Genomic DNA, 21,214 nt, shown 5'->3' on the forward strand with positions numbered 1-21,214 from the left:
GCCCCTGGGGAGCCTGTACGGAGGGTCGATGACACTTCCAGGCTAATCCCCTTTGTCGTGGTTGATCCCTTTCGGCTTGCGCCCCTGCGGAGCGGACCGGAGGGTCGGACCATGAAGGCGATCAGCTACAGCCGTTACGGCGGCCCCGAGGTCCTGGAGTTCGGTGAGCATCCCGATCCCAAGGTCGGGCCGGACAAGGTGCTCGTCGAAGTGCGCGCCGCGGCCGTCAACCCGGTCGACTGGAAGGTGCAGGCCGGGTACATGGACACGGCTCTGGACGCCGTCTTCCCGGTCATCCCCGGGTGGGACGTCTCCGGGGTGGTCGTCCAGCCGGGGGTCGCCGTCACCGAGTTCGGGGTCGGTGACGAGGTCATGGGGTACGTCCGCGAGGACACCCTGTGGCACGGCACCTTCGCCGAGTACGTCGCCGCGCCCGTACGGACCCTGGCGCGCAAGCCCCGCACCCTGGGCTTCGAGGAGGCGGCGGGCCTGCCGCTGGCCGGACTGACCGCCTACCAGGTGCTCAAAGGGGCCCTCCAGGTGCGGCCGGGCGAGACCGTGCTGGTGCATGCGGCATCCGGGGGAGTCGGCTCCATGGCCGTCCAGATCGCCCGCCACCTCGGCGCCCGCGTCATCGGCGCGGCCCGCGCGTCGGGCGAGGAGCGGGTCCGCGAGCTCGGTGCCGAGCCGGTGCTGTACGGCGACGGCTTCACCCGACGGGTCAAGGCCCTGGCGCCGCACGGCGTCGACGCGGCCTTCGACACCCTCGGCGGCCAGGCCCTCAAGGACGCGGCCAACCTGCTGGCCCCCGAGGGCCGCCTCGCCTCCGTCGCGGACGGCGAGGTGATCGGCCTCGGCGGCCGCTACTGCTGGGTCCGCCCGGACCCGGCGGACCTGACGGCGCTCGCCGAGCTGGCGGAGCAGGGCGCGCTGGCCGTACGGGTCGCCAAGACGTTCCCGCTGGAGCAGGCCGCCGACGCCCAGCGGGCGAACAGGGAGGGCGGCCTCGGCGGCAAGGTCGTCGTCACCGTCGACCGGACCGACTGAAGGCGCTCCCTCACACCACCACCGCCACCGCGAACGCGGCGAGCGCGACCGTACAGGCCGCCGCCGCGAGCGCGCCCCGCGGCGCCAGCGACGGGGGCCGGACGGCGCCCAGGGCCCGCATCCGGCGGTGCGCCACGCCCAGGAACGCCAGCCAGACCAGCAGCGACAGCGCCGCCCCCACCAGGCCGCCCGCCGTGGTCTCGTCGTGCACCGCCTGCTTGGCGGCCAGCACCGCGGCGACCGTCGCCGAGAGCGTGGTACGCCGCCACGCGAGCCGCGTCCGCTCCGGCTGGAGGCCGGGGTCCCGCACCTCACCCGTGGAGCCCGCGCCCGCGCCGGAGTCCGCGCCCGCGGCCCCGGCCGGCCCCGCCCTCATCAGTCCCGCCACCCGAACAGCACGACCATCACCATCGCGCCGGCGACCACCCCCACCGCGATGCTCAGCAGCGCCGGGAACCGGCTCATCGGCAGGTCCTCGCCGCGCCGCATCGCCCGCTCGCACCGCACCCAGTGGTTCACCGCCCGCAAGGCGCACAGCGCCCCGGCGGCCAGCAGCGCGAGCGCCATCCCGACCCGTACGCCCCACCGCAGGTCGGGCAGGAACTGGTCGACGGCGAAGCCGCCCCCGACCAGCGCGAGCGCGGTGCGTATCCAGGCGAGGAACGTGCGCTCATTGGCGAGGGAGAAGCGGTAGTCCGGCGTGTCGCCCTCGTCCCGGATCCGCCGCGGCGCGATCCACAGCCGCAGCCCTCGCACGAAATCGCTCACATGATCACACTAGCGGGGTGTGGAGGAGCCCGCCCGGTACGCCCGCAGGCGCTCGTACGCGGCGGCGCCGTCCGGCACCCACGGCCAGTCGGCCAGCCGCGCCCGCACCTCCGCCTCCGGCAGGAAGGCGTGCCAGGCCACCTCCTCCGGCTGCGGCGCCACCGGGAGTGTGCACCGCACCTCGTAGACGGCCGACCACCAGGACCCGTGCCCGCTGCCGTCCCCGTACAGGAACCGGAAGAGCGGCGTGGGCCGCGGCAGGCCGCCCACCCCCAGCTCCTCCTCGGCCTCGCGCAGCGCCGCCTCGTCGTAGCTCTCGCCCGCGCCGACGACACCGCCGACGAACATGTCGTACATCGAGGGGAACACCAGCTTGGTGGGCGTCCGGCGGTGCACGAAGATCCGGTCCTCGGCGTCCCGCACCAGGACGAACGCGCAGCGGTGGCGCAGGCCCCGGGCGTACACCTCGCCGCGCGGGGCCTGCCCCACCACCACGTCGTTCTCGTCGACGACGTCCAGGATCTCGTCAGCGGGGTAAGTCATGCCGACATGAAACCACCCCAGGTGGTTGACGGGTTACTCCCGCGTACCGAAGATCGGAGCACCTGCCGGCGCCGACAAGGAAGAGGCCCATGGCGTACGACGCTGATGTGATCGTGATCGGGGCGGGCCTCGCCGGCCTGACCGCCACCGCCGAGCTGGTCGACGCGGGGCGCAGCGTCCTCCTCCTCGACCAGGAGCCGGAGCAGTCGATCGGCGGCCAGGCCCACTGGTCCTTCGGCGGCCTCTTCTTCGTCGACTCGCCCGAGCAGCGCCGGATGCGTATCCGGGACAGCCGCGACCTCGCCCTCCAGGACTGGCTCGGCACGGCCGGCTTCGACCGCCCCGAGGACCACTGGCCCCGCAAGTGGGCCGAGGCGTACGTCGACTTCGCGGCCGGCGAGAAGCGCCCCTGGCTGCACCGGCAGGGCGTCCGCTTCTTCCCGGTCGTCGGCTGGGCCGAGCGCGGCGGTTACGACGCCACCGGGCACGGCAATTCGGTGCCGCGCTTCCACATCACCTGGGGCACCGGCCCCGGACTCCTCGCCCCCTTCGAGCGGAGGGTCCGCGAGGGCGTCGCCAAGGGCCTCGTACGCCTGGGGTTCCGGCACCGCGTCACCGCCCTCGGCCGCACCGCCGGCTCCGTCGACACCGTCAGCGGCGAGATCCTGGAGCCGTCGGACGCCGAGCGCGGCACCGCCAGCAGCCGTGGCGTCACGGGGGCGTTCGAGTACCGGGCGCAGGCGGTGATCGTCACCTCGGGCGGCATCGGCGGCAACCACGACCTCGTGCGCGCCCACTGGCCGGAGCGGCTCGGCACCCCGCCCGAGAAGCTGCTCTCGGGCGTGCCCGCCCACGTCGACGGCCTGATGCTCGGCATCACGGAGAAGGCCGGCGCCCACCACATCAACCGCGACCGGATGTGGCACTACACCGAGGGCATCGAGAACTGGAACCCCATCTGGGCCCGGCACGGCATCCGCATCCTGCCCGGCCCGTCCTCCCTCTGGCTGGACGCCCGCGGCCGCCGCCTGCCCGTTCCGCTCTTCCCCGGCTTCGACACCCTCGGCACCCTCGAACACATCATGCGGTCCGGGTACGGCTACACCTGGTTCGTCCTCAACCAGCGCATCATCGGCAAGGAGTTCACCCTCTCCGGCTCCGAGCAGAACCCGGACCTGACCGGCAAGTCCGTACGCGGCGTCCTCGACCGCGCCCGCGCCGACGTGCCCGGCCCGGTGAAGGCGTTCATGGACCACGGCGCCGACTTCGTCATCGAGCGGGACCTGTCGTCCCTGGTGCGCGGCATGAACGCGCTCACCGAGGAACCGCTCATCGAAGAGGCCGCGCTGCGCCGCGAGATCGTGGCCCGCGACCGCGAGGTCGCCAACCCCTTCACCAAGGACCTCCAGGTGACGGCGATCCGCGGCGCCCGCAAGTACGTCGGTGACCGCCTGATCCGCACGGTCACACCCCACCGCATCCTCGACCCCAAGGCCGGCCCGCTGATCGCCGTGCGCCTCAACATCCTCACCCGCAAGTCCCTCGGCGGCCTGGCCACCGACCTCTCCGCCCGCGTCCTCACCCCGGACGGCGCCCCGCTGCCCGGCGTGTACGCGGCCGGTGAGGCCGCCGGCTTCGGCGGCGGCGGTGTCCACGGCTACCGCTCCCTGGAGGGCACCTTCCTCGGAGGCTGCCTCTTCTCCGGCCGTACGGCGGGCCGCGCGGCGGCGAAGGCGGTCGGCTGAGGCGGTCGGCTGAGGCGGTCGGCTGAGGCGGTCTCTGAAGCCGCCTGAGTACGGCGCCCCACGCGGAGTTGAGTAGTACACCGCAGGCCGGCGCGGTGGGCAGGCCGTAGCGTCAGGGGCATGACCAGCGACCCGCTCCTCACCGAGGGCCGTACGCCCCTGAGCTCCTTCCTCCGCATCCTGGCCTGGACGGTCGGCGGGGTCGTCCTCGCCGTCCTGGGCGTCTTCGTGGCGGGTGCCGTCTACCTGGAGCGGTCCCTGGCGGCGGAGAAGGACGCGGCGAGCATCGACCTGACCGGGGAGGGCTACGGCCTCGAGCCGGGGTGGACGGCCACGTACGAGGACGGCGTACGCGCCACGGTGAGCGAGGCGCGGCGCATCCCGCCCGTACCGAACGACGAGCGCAGGTCGGGCCAGGTGACGTTCGAGTTCTCCGTCACCTACCTCAACGACAGCGACAAGACCATCGAGATCGACGCGTTCGACGAGATCACGGAGGAGGGCGGCACCTCGGGCTACGGCGCGGAACTGGCGGTGAACCAGAAGGCCCCCCGCTCCGGCGGGGACTGGTTCCCCGAGACGCTCGCGCCCGGCGAGCGCGTCACGGTCCCGCTCCAGGTCAATGTCTCGGCGGACGCGGACGCCCTGTTCTTCGAGACCTTCGTCACCGAAGGTGATCCGGGCCGTGAAACCGCCCAGTGGAAGCTTCCCCTCGGCGGCTGACGGCCGGTCAGGGCCGGTAGCGCAGCGGGTGGTCCTCCGGTACCTCCACCACCGCGATGCGCACCCCGTCCGGGTCCGCGATCCACATCTCGACCAGCCCCCACGGCTCCTTCAGCGGCGGCCGCAGCACCTCCACCCCGCGCCCGCGCAGCTCCTCGTACGCGGCCTGGACGTCGGCCACTTGGAGCCACAGCCGCATGCCGGGGGAGGGCGGGACGTCCGAGCGGCCGGACAGTTCGAGGAACCCGCCGCCGAGGAAGTACACCGTGCCCCGCTCGGGCCCCGTGCCGAACTCCCGGTACACCGCGAGCCCCAGCGCCCCGCCGTAGAAGTCGCGCGAGCGCTGCGGATCCATGGGGCGCAGCAGGATCCTGCTGCCGAGTACATGCACCATGCGCGCAGCCTACGCCCGGGACGCCGGCACGCAGGCTGCGCGACGGGCGGCTACAACACCAGCGACAGCAGCAGCACCACGGCGATGCCGACGACCGAGATGATCGTCTCCATCACCGACCAGGTCTTGATGGTCTGGCCGACGTTCATCCCGAAGTACTCCTTCACCAGCCAGAACCCGGCGTCGTTCACATGGCTGAAGAAGAGCGAGCCGGCGCCGATCGCCAGCACCAGCAGCGCCGCGTGCGTCGTCGACATGTCGGCCGCCAGCGGTGCCACCAGGCCGGCCGCCGAGATGGTGGCCACCGTCGCCGAGCCGGTCGCGAGCCGGATGGCCACCGCGATCAGCCAGGCCAGCAGCAGCGCCGGGATCGACCAGTCCTCGGAGAACTCCAGGATCATCCGGCCGACGCCCACGTCGATGAGCGTCTGCTTGAAGCCGCCGCCCGCGCCCACGATCAGCAGCACGCCCGCGATGGGGGCGAGGGAGGTCTCGACCGTGGCGGAGATCCGCTCCTTGGTGAATCCGGCCGCGCGGCCCAGCGTGAAGATGCCCACGACGACCGCCGCCAGCAGGGCGATCAGCGGCGAGCCGACGACGTCGAAGACCCGCTGGACGTGGTTCTCGGGATCGTCGACGACGATGTCCACCAGCGCCTTGGCCAGCATCAGCACCACCGGCAGCAGCACCGTGGCGACGGTGGCGCCGAAGCCCGGCCGCCGCTCCAGGTCCTCGGTGGCCCGCTGGGGGATCATGCGGTCGGGCGCCGGGATGTCGACCCAGCGGGCCGCGTACCGCGAGAACAGCGGACCGGCGATGATCACCGTCGGGATGGCGACGAGCACGCCCAGCGCCAGCGTGACGCCGAGGTTCGCGCCGAGCGCGTCGATCGCGACGAGCGGCCCGGGGTGGGGCGGGACGAGCCCGTGCATCACGGACAGTCCGGCGAGCGCGGGGACGCCGATCCGCATGAGCGAGTAGTTGCCGCGCTTGGCGACCAACAGCACCACCGGGATCAGCAGCACGATGCCGACCTCGAAGAAGAGCGGCAGGCCGATCACGGAGGCGATCAGCACCATCGCCCACGGCATGGCGCGCCCGCCCGCCTTCGCGAGGATCGTGTCGACGATCTGGTCCGCGCCCCCGGAGTCCGCGAGCAGCTTGCCGAGGATCGCGCCCAGCGCGATGAGCACGCCCACGCTGGCGACGGTCGAGCCGAGGCCCTTGGTGAAGGACGCGATGGTCGCGTCGAGCGGGGCGGCGGCGAAGGCGCCGAGCCCCAGCGTGCCTATGGTCAGGGCCAGGAAGGCGTGGAGCTTGAACCTGGTGATGAGCAGGACGATGACGGCGATGCCCGCCAGCACGGCGATGCCCAGGTGAGCGTTGCCGGCCGAGGTGATCGGTTCGGTGGCGTCCGCTGCCAGCATCTCGACGTTGAGACTGGTCACAGGGGGGTCCTCGGGGGTCGGGGGGAAGGGTGCCCGGGGGTGGGAGTCAGGGGTTCGTCAGGAGCCGCCGCAGCGCCTCGACAGCGCGGTCGGCGATGGCCTCCGGGCCGCCGGAGACGTCGACGGCGACACCCGCCTCGTCGTCGGCCAGCGGCTGCAGCGTGGCGAACTGCGAGTCCAGCAGCGCCGTCGGCATGAAGTGCCCCTTGCGCGCCGCCATCCGCTCCTCGATCAGCGCCCGGTCGCCGGTCAGGTGCAGGAACACGACGCCGGGGGCGACCGCCCGCAGCCGGTCGCGGTAGGACCGCTTCAGCGCCGAGCTGCTCACCACCCCGCCGAGGCCCTCGCGGCCGTGCGCCCACCGCCCGATCGCGTCGAGCCAGGGCCACCGGTCGTCGTCGTCCAGCGGGGTGCCGGCCGACATCTTGGCGATGTTCGCCTCGGGGTGGAAGTCGTCGCCCTCGGCGTACGGCACGCCCAGGCGCTCGGCGACCAGCGGACCGATCGTCGTCTTGCCGGTGCCGGCGACGCCCATCACCACGACGACTGGGGGGTTCTGCATGGGTCTCCTGACATCGACACCGACTGACTGTCGCCGCACACTGAAACCCATCGGGTACGACATATTCAAGACCCTGTGACTTAATAGTCATACTTAATTGGGCCGGTTACGCTATGTGCATGACGACTCGGACCCGGGGCCTCCATACGCACGTGCTGGACACCCTGGGCCTGGCGATCTCCGCGGGGGAGTGCCCGCCCGGCAGCGTCCTGCGCACCGACGAGCTCGCGCAGCGCTTCGAGGTGTCCCGTACGGTCATCCGCGAGGTGGTCCGCGTCCTGGAGTCCATGCACCTCGTCGAGTCGCGCCGCCGCGTCGGTGTGACGGTCCGCCCGAGCGAGCAGTGGAACGTCTACGACCCGCAGGTGATCCGCTGGCGGCTGGCCGGCGCCGACCGCCCCCGCCAGCTGCGCTCGCTCACCGTCCTGCGCTCCGCCGTCGAACCGGTCGCCGCGGGCCTCGCCGCCGTCCATGCCACCCCCGAGCAGTGCCGGGAGCTGACCGAGCAGGCGCTCGGCATGGTCGCCACCTCGCGCGGCGGGCAGCTGGAGGGCTACCTGGTGCACGACATCGCCTTCCACCGCGTCATCCTCAACGCCTCCGGGAACGAGATGTTCGCCCGCCTCGGGGACGTCGTCGCCGAGGTCCTGGCCGGCCGCACCCACCACCACGTCATGTTCGAGGACCCCGACCCGGCGGCCGTCACGCTCCACGTCCAGGTCGCCGAGGCCGTACGGGAGCGGGACGCGGCGCGCGCCGAGGAGCTCACCCGGCAGATCGCGGTGGGAGCCCTGCGCGAGCTCGATGTGCTCGCCCCCTGAGCGGCGCGCTTAAACTGCTGACGCCGATTAACCGGCCGGTAACCTCAAAAACATCTCAGATCCGCCCGTACGTGACATAGGCCACAGCCAAAACGGCAGCGTAGCCGCGACTATGGCCCCTGGCCTGCGTGCCCCCGGTGACCACCCTCATCACCTGCGTACGGCTGATACCGCACGACCCCTCACAAAGGCGACTTCCAGATGAGTGACCGCACCATGCCTGCGGCCGACACCCTGAGCCCCGGATCCCCGGCGGCGACGGGCGCCCCCCACATCGACGCCGGTGACGCCGGTTACAGCAAGGACCTCAAGTCCCGCCACGTCAACATGATCGCCATCGGTGGTGCGATCGGTACCGGCCTCTTCCTCGGCGCCGGTGGCCGGCTGGCCGGCGCGGGCCCCTCGCTCGCCATCGCGTACGCCGTCTGCGGCGTCTTCGCCTTCTTCGTGGTCCGGGCACTCGGTGAGCTGGTGCTCTACCGCCCCTCCTCCGGCGCCTTCGTCTCCTACGCCCGTGAGTTCATGGGCGAGAAGGGCGCCTACACGGCCGGCTGGCTGTACTTCCTCAACTGGTCGACCACCGCCGTCGCCGACATCACCGCGGCCGCGACCTACGCCCACTTCTGGGCCATGTTCAGCGACATCCCGCAGTGGATCCTCGCCCTGATCGCCCTCGCCGTGGTCCTCACCGCGAACCTGATCTCGGTGAAGTACTTCGGCGAGATGGAGTTCTGGTTCGCGATCATCAAGGTCGCCGCGCTGGTGATCTTCATGTGCGTCGGCATCTTCCTGGTCGTCACCCAGCACGAGGTCGGCGGCCACACCCCGGGCCTCGCCACCATCACGGACAACGGCGGCATCTTCCCGACGGGCATGCTGCCGATGCTGATGGTCGTCCAGGGCGTCGTCTTCGCCTACGCCTCCGTCGAGCTGGTCGGCGTCGCCGCCGGTGAGACCGAGAACCCCGAGAAGATCATGCCGAAGGCGATCAACTCGATCATGTGGCGCGTGGGCCTGTTCTACGTCGGTTCGGTCGTCCTGCTCGCGCTCCTGCTGCCGTACACCTCGTTCTCCGGCGACCAGAGCCCGTTCGTCACCGTCTTCGACAAGCTCGGCATCCCGGGCACGGCCGGCATCATGAACCTGGTCGTCCTCACCGCCGCCCTGTCCAGCCTGAACTCCGGCCTGTACTCCACCGGCCGCATCCTGCGCTCGATGGCCATGTCCGGCTCCGCGCCCAAGTTCACCGCCCGCATGAACAAGGGCCAGGTGCCCTACGGCGGCATCCTGCTCACCGCCGGCTTCGGCGTGCTGGGCGTCGGCCTGAACTACGTCATGCCGGGCGAGGCCTTCGAGATCGTGCTGAACCTCGCCTCCATCGGCATCCTCGGCACCTGGGGCATGATCATGCTCTGCTCGCTGCTGTTCTGGTCCCGCTCCAAGGACGGCAGGGTCACCCGCCCCTCCTACAAGCTGCCCTGGGCCCCGTACACGCAGATCGTGACGCTGGTCTTCCTCGTCACCGTCCTGTTCCTGATGTGGTACGGCGGCGGCGTCGGCCGCACCACCGTCAATCTGCTGCCGGCCATCGCCGCGCTGCTGGTCGGCGGCTGGTTCGTGGTCCGCAAGCGCGTCCTCGCCCTCGCCGCGGCGCGGCAGCAGGACTGACCCCCTCCCGTACGAAGCACGAAGCCCCCGCCGGACAGCGTCGTCCGGCGGGGGCTTTCGTCGTGCGGGTGTCAGTGGTGTCCGCCGTGTCCGCCCCCGCCGTGGTCGAACTTCAGCGCCTCCCTCGGCATCACCACGAACGGCCGCATCATGCCCATGTCCTCGTGCTCCAGCAGGTGGCAGTGGTACATGAACCGCCCGTACGCCCCGTCGAACCGGCCCATCACCCGCACCATCTCGCCCTGAGCCACCCGGAACACGTCCTTCCAGCCCTGCTCGTTCGCCGGCACCGGAATCGGCCGCCCCGGGTCGTACGCCACCGGCGCCCGCGTCCCGCCCAGCGCCGGGTCGAACTCGGCGACCGAGTACGCGTCCCGGCCCACCACCTGGAAGTCCGCGAGGTGGATGTGCATGGGGTGCAGCGGTGCGCCCAGGTTCAGGAACGACCACTGCTCGTACGTGCCCTCCCCGATGGTGAAGCCGAGCCCGTCGTTGAAGGTGCGGGCCGTGCGCCGGTACGTGCGCACCTTGCCGTCGGGGCCCTTCACCTGGATGATCCCGGTCGTCGGCACCTGCACGTCGACATCCTTGACCTCGGTCATCTCCCAGATCTCCGGGTGACCGCCCCCGCCCACCGTCGTCGGCGGCGTCAGCACGATCAGCCGGTGCCCGTGGTCGATGTGGTCGTGGTCGAACCGCCGGAAGGACCCCGACAGCACCCGCGGCAGCTCGAAGGTGTCGGCGCACGCGCCCTCGGCCACCCGGAACTCCATCACCTGCGGATACGGCACGTTCCGCGTCGCGTCCGGCACACCGGGCGCCTGCCCCGCCGCCTTGTTCACCAGGCGCACCTTCCGCCCCGCGAGCCCCCGGAAGTCGAGCAGCAGGTCGAACCGCTCGGCCGGCGCGATCGTCAGCGGCTCACCGCCCTCGAAGTCCACCGCCACCGGCCGCGGCAGCAGCCCGCCGTCGCTGCCGATCTGGTGGACGACGCCCGGCACCGGGTTGTCCTCCCCGTCGACCAGCACCAGGTCGTACACGCGGGCGTTGGAGGCGTTCACCAGCCGGAAGCGGTACCAGCCGTCCTCCACGTCCAGGTACGGCCAGATCGTGCCGTTGACGGTCGTGTACGGACCCAGGAACGGCAGCGTCACCGGCTTGCCCGTCTCCGGGTGCTCCCGCGTCAGCACGGTCGTCTTGTGCAGCAGCCGCCCGTTCAGCCGCCCGTCCTCCTCGGTGTCCAGGTTCCGGTCGGCGAGGACCAGCGGCAGCTCCCGCGCACCGGACGGCAGCCCGAGCGCGTCCTCCTCGTCGTCCCGTACGAGGTACGTGCCGACGAGCCCCGCGTAGACGTTCCAGCGGGTGATGTTCATGGCGTGGTCGTGGTACCACCAGTGCACGGCCTGGTGGTCGTTCGGATACTCCGACAGCTGGGCGTCGCCGTACCCGACGGCGTTGTCCGCCCAGCCGTCGTTCCCGCCGCCCGTCTGGGCGCCGTGCAGGTGCGTCACGGACCAGGCGGGCAGCGCCGCCACGTCCTTGCCGGGCTCGACGCCCTCCCGCCCGGGCCGGTTGTGCGGGTCGGGCCGCCCCGCCACCCGCTCCACCTCCACGGCGGTGACCGGGTACTCGCTGCCCGGCGGGATGCGGTTGGTCCAGGCGATCCGGATGCGCTGCCCGCGCCGCACCTCGATGGTGGGGCCGGGGACGCTGCCCTCGTACCCCCACATCAGCGTCGGCGGCAGCTGCGAGTGCATCCGCACCCACGTCGGCCGGAGCGCGATCTCGATCTCCTGCCGTACGTCCGGCTGGTCGGGCCGGATGACGGGCGGGACGGTCAGCGGGTCGACGTACGGAACGAGCTCCCCGTCCCTCGTGGCGGCGCTGCCCGAGACTGCCTCGACGATCTTCTGGGCGAGGTTCTCGACGGTCTCGCCCTCTTCGACGGTCTGTGTCATGTTTCCCCCGTAGCGCAGTGGTGTGGCCCTGCACTCGTGAGGACGTCCCGGTCCGCCGATCAGTTTCCGCCCGTGTTCCCTTCGGCCGAAACCGGTCCCCGGGCGGACAGCTCGCCGAGCGTCAGCCCGCTGACGAAGCGCCGCTCCTCACCGGTGACCGGATCGGTGAACTCCAGCACCCGCGCGAGCAGCCGCAAGGGCCGCGCGTAGTCCTCCGTACCGTCCTCCCGTACGACCGGATACAGCGGGTCGTCGAGGATCGGTATGCCCAGGCGGTTCATGTGGACCCGCAGCTGATGGGTCTGGCCGGTCTCCGGGACCAGCCGGTACCGGCCGAGCCCCGCCCGCCGCTCCAGCAGCTCGACCCGGCTGACGCTGTTCGGCTCGCCCGGCTCCTCCCGGGCCGCCAGCACGCCCCGCTCCTTCACGATCCGGCTCCGTACGGTCACGGGCAGGGCCAGGTCCGGGTCGTACGGAGCCACCGCCTCGTACTCCTTGCGCACCCGCCGGTCCCGGAACAGCGTCTGGTACGCGCCCCGGTCCTCCGGCCGTACGACGAAGAGCGCGAGCCCGGCCGTCAGCCGGTCCAGCCGGTGCGCGGGCTGCAGCGCGGGCAGGCCCAGGTCGCGCCGCAGCCGGGCCAGCGCCGTCTCGGTCACATGCCGGCCGCGCGGCGTCGTCGCCAGGAAGTGCGGCTTGTCGGCGACGACGATCCGCTCGTCGCGGTACACGACGCCGACCTCGAACGGCACCCGCTCCTCGGCGGGGAAGTCCCGGTGGAACCACAGGTACCGGCCCTCCGCGTACGGCTCGTCCGCCGCGACCGGCACCCCGTCCGCGCCGACGAACCGGCCCTCGGCGAGCATCGCGTCCACCCGCCCCTCACCGATCGCCGCCGCGTACCGCCCGACCAGGTGGTCGCGTACGGTCGTCCAGCTCCCGCCGGGGTCCGCGGGCAGCCGCAGCCGCACCGGGTCGATGCCGGCGCGCTGCGGCAGCGGGGCCGCCGGGGGCTTCGTTCTGCGTCTCACCGCCCCACCGTAAACCGCGCCGTTCAGCGCGGCGGCACGGTCACCTCGCCCGCCCCGCGGGCCGACCCTCCGCCGACCACGCGCACCCGGAAGGGCCGGTCCGTACCGGTCGCCGTGACCCGCACAGCGCCTCCCTCGCGTTCGACGGTGTACGTGGCGGCCGGGGCCCCGCCGTGGTCCGGAACGGTCACCGATACCGCCCGGCCGTCCGGGCCCGGGGCGACGAGCAGTGTCAGGTCCGCCGTCCAGTCGCCGTCCGGCCGCTGGTCGTCCGCGCCGAGCGGCAGCACCGCGCCCGGCCGTACGTACAGCGGCAGGCTGTCGACACCGTGCCGCTCGCGCCGCCAGCCCGGCCCGGTCGCCGTCTCACCGGTCAGCAGATGCGTCCAGACGCCCTCCGGGAGGTAGAACTCGACGTCCCCCTCCGCCGTGAACACCGGCGCCACCAGCAGGTCCGGGCCGAGCATGTACTGCCGGTCCAGCGTCCGGCAGCCCGGGTCGTCCGGGAACTCCAGCAGCATGGGCCGCATCAGCGGCGTCCCCGTACGGTGCGCCTCCACCGCCGCCCCGTACAGGTACGGCATCAGCCGGTGCTTCAGCTCGGTGAACTGCCGCGCCACGTCCACCGCCTCGTCGCCGAACTCCCACGGCACGCGGTACGACATGTTCCCGTGCAGCCGGCTGTGCGACGACAGCAGGCCGAAGGCCAGCCACCGCTTGAACACCTCCGGGTCGGGCGTGCCCTCGAAGCCGCCGATGTCGTGGCTCCAGAAGCCGAACCCGGACAGGGACAGCGACAGCCCGCCCCGCAGCGACTCCGCCATCGCGCCGAACGACGAGAAGCAGTCGCCGCCCCAGTGCACCGGGAACCGCTGCCCGCCCGCCGTCGCCGACCGCGCGAACAGCACGGCCTCGCCCGCCCCGCGCTCCTTCTCCAGCAGCTCGAAGACGCAACTGTTGTACAGGTGCGCGTAGTAGTTGTGCATCCGCTCCGGGTCGGAGCCGTCGTGCCACACCACATCCGTCGGCACCCGCTCGCCGAAGTCCGTCTTGAAGCAGTCCACGCCCTGGTCGAGCAGGCCCCGCAGCTTCGACTGGAACCACGCCCGCGCCTCCGGATGGGTGAAGTCGACCAGCGCCATCCCGGCCTGCCACAGATCCCACTGCCAGACGTCGCCGTTCGCCCGCTTCACCAGGTAGCCCCGGCGGGCGCCCTCCTCGAAGAGCGCCGACTTCTGCGCGACGTACGGATTGATCCACAGACTGATCCGCAGCCCGCGCTCCTTGAGCCGGGACAGCATCCCCACCGGATCCGGAAAGGTGTCCGGATCCCACCGGAAGTCGCTCCACTGGTACTCGCGCATCCAGAAGCAGTCGAAGTGGAAGACGGACAAGGGAATGTTCCGCTCCGCCATCCCCTCCACGAAGGACGTCACCGTCTCCTCGTCGTACGGCGTGCAGAACGACGTCGTCAGCCACAGCCCGAACGACCAGGCCGGCGGCAGCGCGGGCCGCCCCGTCAGCGCCGTGTAGCGGGCCAGCACCTCCTTCGGCGTCGGCCCGGCGACGACGTAGTACTCGATCGACTGGTCCTCGACGCTGAACTGCACCTGCCCGACCGACTCGGAGCCGACCTCGTACGACACCCGCCCAGGATGGTTGACGAAGACGCCGTACCCCCGAGAGGAGAGGTGGAAGGGCACGTTCTTGTACGCCTGCTCGCTGCTGGTGCCGCCGTCGGCCTGCCAGATGTCGACGCTCTGCCCGTTCTTCACGAACGGCGTGAAGCGCTCGCCGAGCCCGTACACGTACTCGCCCACCCCGAGCGCCAGCTGCGCGACCATGTGATGGGCGCCGTCGCCGGTCGTGGCGAAGGCCGTGCCCTTGGCCTCGACGGCGGTCAGCCGCCGGCCCTCCGCGTCCAGGAAGGTCAGCCCCCAGGGCCCCTCCCGGTCCAGCCGCACCGTGAGCGGCCCGCTCGTCAGCTCCGTCACGGACCCCTCGCGGCGGGTGCGCGCCGCGTACGGCGTCCCGTCGCCCAGCAGGGCGAAGTCCGGCCCCCGGTGCGCCTTCCCGGCGTGGTGGGTGGCGCGGACGCCGATGACGCCCTCGGCGGGCGAGAAGCACTCCACGGTGATCAGCGGCGAGTTGAGGGTGTGCCCCCGGTGCTCCACGCGCCGGACGGCCGCGTACGCGGTGAAGTGGTCGTCGCTGACGTGCAGGTCCCGCACCTCGGTGGCGTACGCGACGTCGACGCCGTCGCGCATCAGCCAGAAGCCGTCGGTGAACTTCACAGCGCCCCCAGGGAGACGTAGGTGTCCAGGGCCGCGGCGATCCGGCCCCAGGTGGCATGGTCGCGCTCGACGGGCGGCAGCGTCTCGCCGTCCCCGGTGCCCCAGGCGGTCGCGATCGCCACCGGGTCCTCGCCCGTGGCCGCCCCGGCGGCGAGCGCGGCGGCGCCCAGGGCGACGAGCTCGGTGGTACGGGGCACGGTGACGGCCCGCCCGGACAGCCGGCGCACGGTCTCCACCCACGTACGCCCCTGGGCGCCGCCCCCGACGAGCCGCAGCGGCACATCCTCCCCGGCCCCGGGCAGCGCGTCCAGCGCCCGCAGCACGGTGAACGCGGCGCCCTCGTACGCCGCCCCGAGGAGCTGCTGCGGCGTGGTGGCGTGGCGCAGCCCCGTGAGCAGCCCGGAGGCGCGCGGCAGATCGGGGGTGCGCTCGCCGTCCAGGTACGGCAGGAGGACCGCCTCCCCGCCGGGCGCGGCGTCCTCGCGGTCCAGCCCGAGCAGAGCGGCGACCTTGTCGACGGCGAGCGTGCAGTTCAGCGTGCAGCCGAGCGGCAGGTACGTCCCGGGGGCATCGGCGGCGGCGAAACCGGCGAGCGCGGCCGTCGCCGGCCGGGTGCGGGTGGCCGCGAAGACGGTCCCGGAGGTGCCGAGCGAGACCACCGGGTGGTCCAGGAGCCCCGCCCGGCCGAGCCCGAGGCCCACGGCGGCGGCCATGTTGTCCCCGGTACCGGCGGCGACCGGGATGCCCTCCGGCAGCCCGAGTTCCTTCGCCGCGGCGGGGGTCAGCACGCCGACGGCTGTGGCCCCGCCCGGCGCGACGGCCGGCAGCAGCCCTTCGTCCAGCTCAAGGAGCTCCAGCAGGAACGGGTCGTACGCGCCCGTCGCGGTGCTGTACCAGCAGGTGCCCGACGCGTCGCCCGGGTCGGTCGCGGCCACCCCGCCCAGCCGCTCGGTGAGGAAGTCGTGCGGGAGCCGTACGGCGGCGGCCGCGTCGGCCGCAGCGGGCTCGTTCTCGCGCAGCCACCGCCACTTGGCGGCCGTCATGGACGCCACCGGCACCGACCCGGTGCGGTCCAGCCAGCCCTGGGCGCCGAGCTCGCGGGTGAGGGCGGCGGCCTGCGGCGCCGAGCGGGTGTCGTTCCACAGCACGGCGGGGCGCAGCGGCCGTCCGGCGCCGTCCAGGACCACCAGGCCGTGCTGCTGCCCCGCGACCGCGATGCCGGTGACGGCGCGCGGGTCCAGCCCGCGCAGCGCCTCGGCGACGGCCTCGGTGAGCGCCCGCCACCACTGCTCGGGGTCGCTCTCGCGGGCACCGTCCGAGCCGCTGACGGTGTGCGCGGCCCGGCCCATGGCCAGGGCTCGCCCGGAGGCGGCGTCCACCACCACCGCCTTGGTGGACTGCGTGGAGCTGTCCACGCCGATGACGGCCGGGGACGACGGCATCGCGTACCTCTCTCGGTTCTCTCGGTGCACTCGGTGCTTGGCGGCGGGGCATCCGTAGCGTATTAGTAATGCGAGAAAACAAATAGACCTGGAGGCCCGGACATGCCGGAACGACCGGAACGCTTCATCCCTACCCCCGAGGACAAGTTCACGTTCGGCCTGTGGACGGTGGGCTGGCAGGGAGTCGACCCCTTCGGCACCGCCACCCGCCCGGCGCTCGACCCCGTCGAGTCGGTGGAGCGCCTCGCCGAGCTCGGCGCGTACGGCGTGACCTTCCACGACGACGACCTCATCCCCTTCGGCTCCTCCGACGCCGAGCGGGAGGCCGCCGTCAAGCGGTTCCGCGCCGCCCTCGACCGCACCGGCCTCAAGGTGCCCATGGCCACGACGAACCTGTTCACGCACCCGGTCTTCAAGGACGGCGGCTTCACCGCCAACGACCGCGACGTCCGCCGCTTCGCCCTGCGCAAGACCCTCCGCAACATCGACCTCGCCGTCGAACTCGGCGCCACGGTGTACGTCGCCTGGGGCGGCCGCGAGGGCGCCGAGTCCGGCGCCGCGAAGGACGTCCGCGCCGCACTCGACCGCATGAAGGAGGCGTTCGACCTGCTCGGCCAGTACGTCACCGAGCAGGGCTACGACCTGCGCTTCGCCATCGAGCCCAAGCCCAACGAGCCGCGCGGCGACATCCTCCTGCCCACCATCGGCCACGCCCTGGCCTTCATCGAGCGCCTGGAACGCCCCGACCTGGTCGGCGTCAACCCCGAGGTCGGCCACGAGCAGATGGCGGGCCTCAACTTCCCGCACGGCATCGCCCAGGCCCTGTGGGCCGGCAAGCTGTTCCACATCGACCTCAACGGCCAGTCCGGCATCAAGTACGACCAGGACTTCCGCTTCGGCGCCGGCGACCTGCGCCAGGCGTTCTGGCTGGTCGACCTCCTGGAGAGCGCCGGCTACGAGGGCCCGCGCCACTTCGACTTCAAGCCCGTGCGCACGGACGGCTCCGACGGCGTCTGGGAGTCCGCGAAGAACTGCATGCGCAACTACCTGATCCTCAAGTCCCGCGCCGCCGCCTTCCGCGCCGACCCCGAGGTCCAGGAGGCCCTGGCCGCCTCCCGCCTCCCCGAACTCGCTCGCCCCACCGCCGAGGACGGCCTCGCGGGCCTCCTCGCGGACGCCTCCGCGTACGAGTCCTTCGACCCCGAGGCGGCGGCCGCCCGCTCCATGTCCTTCGAGCGCCTCGACCAGCTGGCGTGGGAGCACCTGCTCGCCACCCGCTGACACCCGCCGACACCCGCGCGAGACGCCCCGCGCCCCCTGCCGACGCTTACGGCAAGGGGGCGCGGGACGGGGCGGCGCCCGCCCGCTCCACGTACCCCGCCGGATCCGCGATCACGTCCCGCACCACCAGCGCCGCGGCCCCGCGCGCCGCGTCCCCCGAGGACGACGACGCCCGCAGTCGGCCGCTCCCCGCGGACCACAGGCCCGAGACGACCCGCGCCGTCAGCTCCCGGTCCGCCGCCGGGCCCAGCCACGGCATCAGGCCCCGGTAGATCCCGCCCAGCACCACCGCCTCCGGGTCCAGCAGATTCACCGCACCCGACACCACGAGACCCAGCATCCGCCCGGCGCGCTCCAGCGCCGCCACGGCCGCCGCGTCCCCGCGCCGGGCCCGCCGCTCCAGCCGCGCCACCCCCGGCATCCCGGCGGCCTCGTCGAGGCCCGCGCCCCGCAGCAGCGCCGCCTGGCCCGCGTACTGCTCCAGGCAGCCCCGCGAGCCGCACCGGCACTCCGGCCCGTCGCGGTCCACCACCACGTGCCCGATCTCCCCGGCGAAACCGTGCGCCCCGCGCAGCAGCTCGCCGTCGACGACGATCGCGCCGCCCACCCCGATCTCGCCCGACAGGTACAGGAAGCTGCGGACCCGGTCCGGCCCGCCGAACCACAGCTCCGCGAGGGCGGCCGCGTTGGCCTCGTTGTCCGACCCGACCGGCAGCGCCGGCCGCCCGGGCAGCAGCCCGCCCAGCGCCCGCCCGAAGAGCTCCTCCGCCGCCACCCCGTTCCAGCCCAGGTTCGGCGCCTGGCGCACGCTGCCACCCGACACCAGACCCGGCAGCGCGAGCCGCACCCCGGCGGGATTCAGCCGCTCCTCCGCCGCCGCCCGAAGCGCCCGCGCCGCGATCCGCGCCGCCCGCTCCAGCACCTCGCCCGGCTCGGCGCCGCGGTTGTCGAGGTGCTCGGTCAGCCGTACGCGGTCGGCGCCGGCGAGGTCCACGACGCAGACCGAGACGTAGTCGATGTTGATCTCCACGCCGAGCCCCGCGGGCCCGGTGCGCGCCACCCGCAGCGCCGTCCCCGGCCGCCCCGCGTGCCCGCTGAACGTCTTGCCCGACTCGGTGAGGAAACCGCTCACCATCAGCTGCTCGACCAGCGACGACACCGCCGCCCTGGTCAGCCCGACCCGCGCCGCGACCGCCGCGCGGGTCGCCTCGCCCTCGTCGTGCACGGCCCGCAGCACCAGGCTCAGGTTGTGCCGGCGCACGGTCGCCTTGTCGGCCTTGGGCTCCAGCGGATCCAGCGTGTTCCTCATCGTGCCGCCGAGCCTATGCGAAGCCCCGGCATGCGAAGAGCGGGCCCGGTCTGCCGACCGGACCCGCTCTCCTTCTCTGTGTCCGAGGGGGGACTTGAACCCCCACGCCCGATAAAGGGCACTAGCACCTCAAGCTAGCGCGTCTGCCATTCCGCCACCCGGACAAGGTGTCTGTCTCGCGGCCCGTGGCCGTTCCGACGTGGAAAACCATAGCAAACATTCGAGGTGCTCGATCACGCCCCCGTCCGTACCGGGAGAGGGGGCAGGATGAGAGGACCCAGCAGCAGCTACGCGGGAGGAACCAGCGTGAGCGAGTCGAGCACGGCACGGACCGCCAACGTCACGGCGGGCGAGGACGAGGTCACCGACCTCTGCCGCGACCTCATCCGGATCGACACCAGCAACTACGGCGACCACTCGGGCCCCGGGGAGCGCGCGGCCGCCGAGTACATCGCCGAGAAGCTCGCCGAGGTCGGGCTCGAACCGAAGATCATCGAGTCGCACCCGGGCCGCGCCTCCACGGTGGCCCGCATCGAGGGCGAGGACCCGTCCCGGCCCGCCCTCCTCATCCACGGCCACACCGACGTGGTGCCCGCCGACGCCGCCGACTGGACGTACGACCCCTTCGCCGGCGAGGTCGCCGACGGCTGCGTCTGGGGCCGTGGCGCGGTCGACATGAAGGACATGGACGCCATGACCCTCGCGGTCGTACGGGACCGGCTGCGCAGCGGCCGCAAGCCCCCGCGCGACATCGTGCTGGCGTTCCTCGCCGACGAGGAGGCGGGCGGCACGTACGGCGCCCGCCATCTGGTCGACAAGCACCCCGGGCTCTTCGAGGGCGTCACGGAGGCGATCGGCGAGGTCGGCGGCTTCTCCTTCACGGTCAACGAGAACCTGCGCCTGTACCTGGTGGAGACCGCCCAGAAGGGCATGCACTGGATGCGGCTGACCGTCGAGGGCACGGCCGGCCACGGCTCCATGACCAACACCGACAACGCCATCACGGAGCTGTGCGAGGCCGTGGGCCGCCTGGGCCGCCACACCTGGCCGGTCAGGGTGACCAAGACCGTGCGGTCCTTCCTGGACGAACTCTCGGACGCGCTCGGCACCCCGCTGGACCCCGAGGACATGGAGGCGACGCTCGCCAAGCTCGGCGGCATCGCCAAGATGATCGGCGCCACGCTCCGCAACTCGGCCGCCCCGACCATGCTGGGCGCCGGCTACAAGGTGAACGTCATCCCCGGGCAGGCCACCGCCCATGTGGACGGGCGCTTCCTGCCCGGGTACGAGGAGGAGTTCCTCGCCGACCTCGACCGGATCCTGGGCCCGCGCGTCCGGCGCGAGGACGTGCACGCCGACAAGGCGCTGGAGACCAGCTTCGACGGGGACCTGGTGGACGCCATGCAGACCGCGCTGCGGGCGGAGGACCCGATCGCCCGGGCCGTGCCGTACATGCTCTCCGGCGGCACCGACGCCAAGTCCTTCGACGACCTCGGCATCCGCTGCTTCGGCTTCGCGCCGCTGAAGCTGCCGCCGGAGCTGGACTTCGCCGGGATGTTCCACGGCGTGGACGAGCGGGTGCCGGTGGAGGGGCTGAAGTTCGGCGTGCGGGTGCTGGACCGCTTCATCGACGCCAGCTGAGGCCGGTGGGGGATCCAGCCGGGCGATTAGTCGGCTGAAACGAAACTCCAATAATCGACCGCCTGTGCACATGCGACCGAAAAGGGTGAACACGGTCATCACGACGTAGCCCCCTTACTTCCCCCTCGTTACAGGTGATGCGGTCCGCGGCTGGGATCGCATTGCCAACAAGGAGGAATAATGATCAAGAAGGTCGTCGCCATCGCGGCCGCCACCGGGGGCCTGGTTCTGGCGGGCGCGGGCATGGCCGTCGCCGACGCGGGTGCGCACGGTGCCGCTGTGGGCTCCCCGGGCGTCATCTCGGGCAATGTGGTTCAGGTTCCCATCCACATCCCGGTGAACGTCTGCGGCAACACGATCAACATCGTCGGCCTGCTGAACCCGGCCTTCGGCAACGTCTGCATCAACGACTGATGCCCGGGCCTCGGCCCGGGAGGGTCTGAGGCCCGGCCGGCCCCGGGGGGCGGGGGGCGGGGGCGGGGCCCGGTAAAAGGAGAGCCGGCGGGTGTGGAGGTGCCGGCGCACGACAAGGGCGCTCT

Annotated in this window: 19 protein-coding genes and 1 tRNA gene; 8 read left to right on the plus strand and 12 right to left on the minus strand. The window is 72.5% G+C overall.

Annotated elements, in window-relative coordinates:
• Window positions 1-111: 111 nt before the first annotated feature.
• Entirely contained in the window at window positions 112-1,047 is a 936-nt protein-coding gene (locus ABZX67_RS11150; RefSeq protein ID WP_355357225.1) for an NADP-dependent oxidoreductase, read from the plus strand.
• Between the two features lie 10 nt (window positions 1,048-1,057).
• Here ABZX67_RS11150 and ABZX67_RS11155 read toward each other — a convergent pair whose 3' ends face one another.
• Genes ABZX67_RS11155 through ABZX67_RS11165 form a run of 3 tightly spaced genes read right to left on the minus strand, consistent with a single transcriptional unit; the run spans window position 1,058 to window position 2,358 of the window.
• Window positions 1,058-1,423 (minus strand): DUF202 domain-containing protein, encoded by a 366-nt coding sequence (locus ABZX67_RS11155; RefSeq protein WP_355357227.1) that lies wholly within the window; start codon window positions 1,421-1,423, stop codon window positions 1,058-1,060.
• Window positions 1,423-1,815: a DUF202 domain-containing protein gene (locus tag ABZX67_RS11160; RefSeq protein WP_355357229.1), complete on the minus strand. Its 393-nt coding sequence runs from the start codon at window positions 1,813-1,815 to the stop codon at window positions 1,423-1,425. The genes ABZX67_RS11155 and ABZX67_RS11160 overlap by 1 nt, the downstream gene beginning before the upstream one ends.
• A gap of 9 nt (window positions 1,816-1,824) precedes the next feature.
• A complete protein-coding gene (locus ABZX67_RS11165) occupies window positions 1,825-2,358 on the minus strand; it encodes an NUDIX domain-containing protein (protein WP_355357231.1) in 534 nt (177 codons plus the stop codon).
• Window positions 2,359-2,447: 89 nt separating this feature from the next.
• Between ABZX67_RS11165 and ABZX67_RS11170 the strand changes: the two genes are divergently transcribed.
• Together ABZX67_RS11170 and ABZX67_RS11175 are read left to right on the plus strand one after the other, a co-directional pair.
• Window positions 2,448-4,103: an FAD-binding dehydrogenase gene (locus ABZX67_RS11170; RefSeq protein WP_355357234.1), complete on the plus strand. Its 1,656-nt coding sequence runs from the start codon at window positions 2,448-2,450 to the stop codon at window positions 4,101-4,103.
• A 120-nt stretch (window positions 4,104-4,223) separates the two neighbouring features.
• Complete coding sequence (locus tag ABZX67_RS11175) at window positions 4,224-4,826, plus strand: hypothetical protein (protein ID WP_355357236.1); 603 nt, start codon at window positions 4,224-4,226, stop codon at window positions 4,824-4,826.
• Between the two features lie 7 nt (window positions 4,827-4,833).
• On the opposite strand, the gene ABZX67_RS11180 is transcribed toward ABZX67_RS11175, so the two are convergent.
• The 3 genes from ABZX67_RS11180 to ABZX67_RS11190 are packed head-to-tail and all read right to left on the minus strand — an operon-like array spanning window position 4,834 to window position 7,230.
• The gene (locus tag ABZX67_RS11180) at window positions 4,834-5,220 is read right to left on the minus strand and encodes a VOC family protein (protein ID WP_355357238.1); all 387 of its coding nucleotides are present in this window, start codon (window positions 5,218-5,220) and stop codon (window positions 4,834-4,836) included.
• Window positions 5,221-5,270: 50 nt separating this feature from the next.
• Window positions 5,271-6,668 (minus strand): gluconate:H+ symporter, encoded by a 1,398-nt coding sequence (locus ABZX67_RS11185; protein ID WP_355357240.1) that lies wholly within the window; start codon window positions 6,666-6,668, stop codon window positions 5,271-5,273.
• A gap of 46 nt (window positions 6,669-6,714) precedes the next feature.
• Window positions 6,715-7,230 (minus strand): gluconokinase, encoded by a 516-nt coding sequence (locus ABZX67_RS11190; protein WP_355357243.1) that lies wholly within the window; start codon window positions 7,228-7,230, stop codon window positions 6,715-6,717.
• Window positions 7,231-7,349: 119 nt separating this feature from the next.
• Between ABZX67_RS11190 and ABZX67_RS11195 the strand changes: the two genes are divergently transcribed.
• Complete coding sequence (locus ABZX67_RS11195; RefSeq protein WP_355357245.1) at window positions 7,350-8,051, plus strand: FadR/GntR family transcriptional regulator; 702 nt, start codon at window positions 7,350-7,352, stop codon at window positions 8,049-8,051.
• Window positions 8,052-8,252: 201 nt separating this feature from the next.
• A complete protein-coding gene (locus ABZX67_RS11200; protein WP_355357247.1) occupies window positions 8,253-9,719 on the plus strand; it encodes an amino acid permease in 1,467 nt (488 codons plus the stop codon).
• 71 nt (window positions 9,720-9,790) lie between these two features.
• Here ABZX67_RS11200 and phsA read toward each other — a convergent pair whose 3' ends face one another.
• Genes phsA through xylB form a run of 4 tightly spaced genes read right to left on the minus strand, consistent with a single transcriptional unit; the run spans window position 9,791 to window position 16,444 of the window.
• A complete protein-coding gene (gene phsA, locus ABZX67_RS11205; protein WP_355357249.1) occupies window positions 9,791-11,677 on the minus strand; it encodes an O-aminophenol oxidase PhsA in 1,887 nt (628 codons plus the stop codon).
• Between the two features lie 59 nt (window positions 11,678-11,736).
• Window positions 11,737-12,708 carry an RluA family pseudouridine synthase gene (locus ABZX67_RS11210; RefSeq protein WP_355357251.1) on the minus strand — a complete coding sequence of 324 codons (972 nt, stop codon included), beginning with the start codon at window positions 12,706-12,708 and terminating at the stop codon, window positions 11,737-11,739.
• Between the two features lie 23 nt (window positions 12,709-12,731).
• The gene (gene yicI / locus ABZX67_RS11215) at window positions 12,732-15,002 is read right to left on the minus strand and encodes an alpha-xylosidase (RefSeq protein WP_355357253.1); all 2,271 of its coding nucleotides are present in this window, start codon (window positions 15,000-15,002) and stop codon (window positions 12,732-12,734) included.
• Entirely contained in the window at window positions 14,999-16,444 is a 1,446-nt protein-coding gene (gene xylB / locus ABZX67_RS11220) for a xylulokinase (protein ID WP_355357255.1), read from the minus strand. The genes yicI and xylB overlap by 4 nt, the downstream gene beginning before the upstream one ends.
• 102 nt (window positions 16,445-16,546) lie before the next feature.
• On the opposite strand from xylB, the gene xylA reads away from it, so the two are divergent.
• On the plus strand, window positions 16,547-17,725 hold the full coding sequence (xylA, locus tag ABZX67_RS11225) for a xylose isomerase (RefSeq protein ID WP_355357257.1): 1,179 nt from the start codon (window positions 16,547-16,549) through the stop codon (window positions 17,723-17,725).
• A gap of 46 nt (window positions 17,726-17,771) precedes the next feature.
• On the opposite strand, the gene ABZX67_RS11230 is transcribed toward xylA, so the two are convergent.
• Both ABZX67_RS11230 and ABZX67_RS11235 read right to left on the minus strand, forming a co-directional pair.
• Window positions 17,772-19,034, minus strand: coding sequence for an ROK family protein (locus ABZX67_RS11230; RefSeq protein WP_355357259.1), 1,263 nt, complete (start codon window positions 19,032-19,034; stop codon window positions 17,772-17,774).
• Window positions 19,035-19,113: 79 nt separating this feature from the next.
• Window positions 19,114-19,198 (minus strand) — tRNA-Leu (locus ABZX67_RS11235).
• A 142-nt stretch (window positions 19,199-19,340) separates the two neighbouring features.
• On the opposite strand from ABZX67_RS11235, the gene ABZX67_RS11240 reads away from it, so the two are divergent.
• Both ABZX67_RS11240 and chpH read left to right on the plus strand, forming a co-directional pair.
• Window positions 19,341-20,675 (plus strand): M20/M25/M40 family metallo-hydrolase, encoded by a 1,335-nt coding sequence (locus ABZX67_RS11240; protein ID WP_355357261.1) that lies wholly within the window; start codon window positions 19,341-19,343, stop codon window positions 20,673-20,675.
• A gap of 180 nt (window positions 20,676-20,855) precedes the next feature.
• Window positions 20,856-21,089: a chaplin ChpH gene (gene chpH / locus ABZX67_RS11245; protein ID WP_355357263.1), complete on the plus strand. Its 234-nt coding sequence runs from the start codon at window positions 20,856-20,858 to the stop codon at window positions 21,087-21,089.
• Window positions 21,090-21,214: the final 125 nt, after the last annotated feature.

Origin of the sequence: Streptomyces sp. NPDC003036, assembly GCF_040611175.1 — a bacterium.
In the GTDB taxonomy this organism is placed as follows: Bacteria; Actinomycetota; Actinomycetes; order Streptomycetales; family Streptomycetaceae; genus Streptomyces.

Excerpts from the sequence above, each read along its gene's own strand:
- ABZX67_RS11175 (WP_355357236.1), top strand. The coding sequence starts at position 4,224 with ATGACCAGCGACCCGCTCCTCACCGAGGGCCGTACGCCCCTGAGCTCC.
- ABZX67_RS11200 (WP_355357247.1), top strand. The coding sequence starts at position 8,253 with ATGAGTGACCGCACCATGCCTGCGGCCGACACCCTGAGCCCCGGATCC.
- ABZX67_RS11195 (WP_355357245.1), top strand. The coding sequence starts at position 7,350 with ATGACGACTCGGACCCGGGGCCTCCATACGCACGTGCTGGACACCCTG.
- ABZX67_RS11150 (WP_355357225.1), top strand. The coding sequence starts at position 112 with ATGAAGGCGATCAGCTACAGCCGTTACGGCGGCCCCGAGGTCCTGGAG.
- xylB (WP_355357255.1), bottom strand. The coding sequence starts at position 16,444 with ATGCCGTCGTCCCCGGCCGTCATCGGCGTGGACAGCTCCACGCAGTCC.
- ABZX67_RS11180 (WP_355357238.1), bottom strand. The coding sequence starts at position 5,220 with ATGGTGCATGTACTCGGCAGCAGGATCCTGCTGCGCCCCATGGATCCG.
- ABZX67_RS11165 (WP_355357231.1), bottom strand. The coding sequence starts at position 2,358 with ATGACTTACCCCGCTGACGAGATCCTGGACGTCGTCGACGAGAACGAC.
- ABZX67_RS11190 (WP_355357243.1), bottom strand. The coding sequence starts at position 7,230 with ATGCAGAACCCCCCAGTCGTCGTGGTGATGGGCGTCGCCGGCACCGGC.
- chpH (WP_355357263.1), top strand. The coding sequence starts at position 20,856 with ATGATCAAGAAGGTCGTCGCCATCGCGGCCGCCACCGGGGGCCTGGTT.
- ABZX67_RS11155 (WP_355357227.1), bottom strand. The coding sequence starts at position 1,423 with ATGAGGGCGGGGCCGGCCGGGGCCGCGGGCGCGGACTCCGGCGCGGGC.
- xylA (WP_355357257.1), top strand. The coding sequence starts at position 16,547 with ATGCCGGAACGACCGGAACGCTTCATCCCTACCCCCGAGGACAAGTTC.
- ABZX67_RS11230 (WP_355357259.1), bottom strand. The coding sequence starts at position 19,034 with ATGAGGAACACGCTGGATCCGCTGGAGCCCAAGGCCGACAAGGCGACC.
- phsA (WP_355357249.1), bottom strand. The coding sequence starts at position 11,677 with ATGACACAGACCGTCGAAGAGGGCGAGACCGTCGAGAACCTCGCCCAG.
- ABZX67_RS11170 (WP_355357234.1), top strand. The coding sequence starts at position 2,448 with ATGGCGTACGACGCTGATGTGATCGTGATCGGGGCGGGCCTCGCCGGC.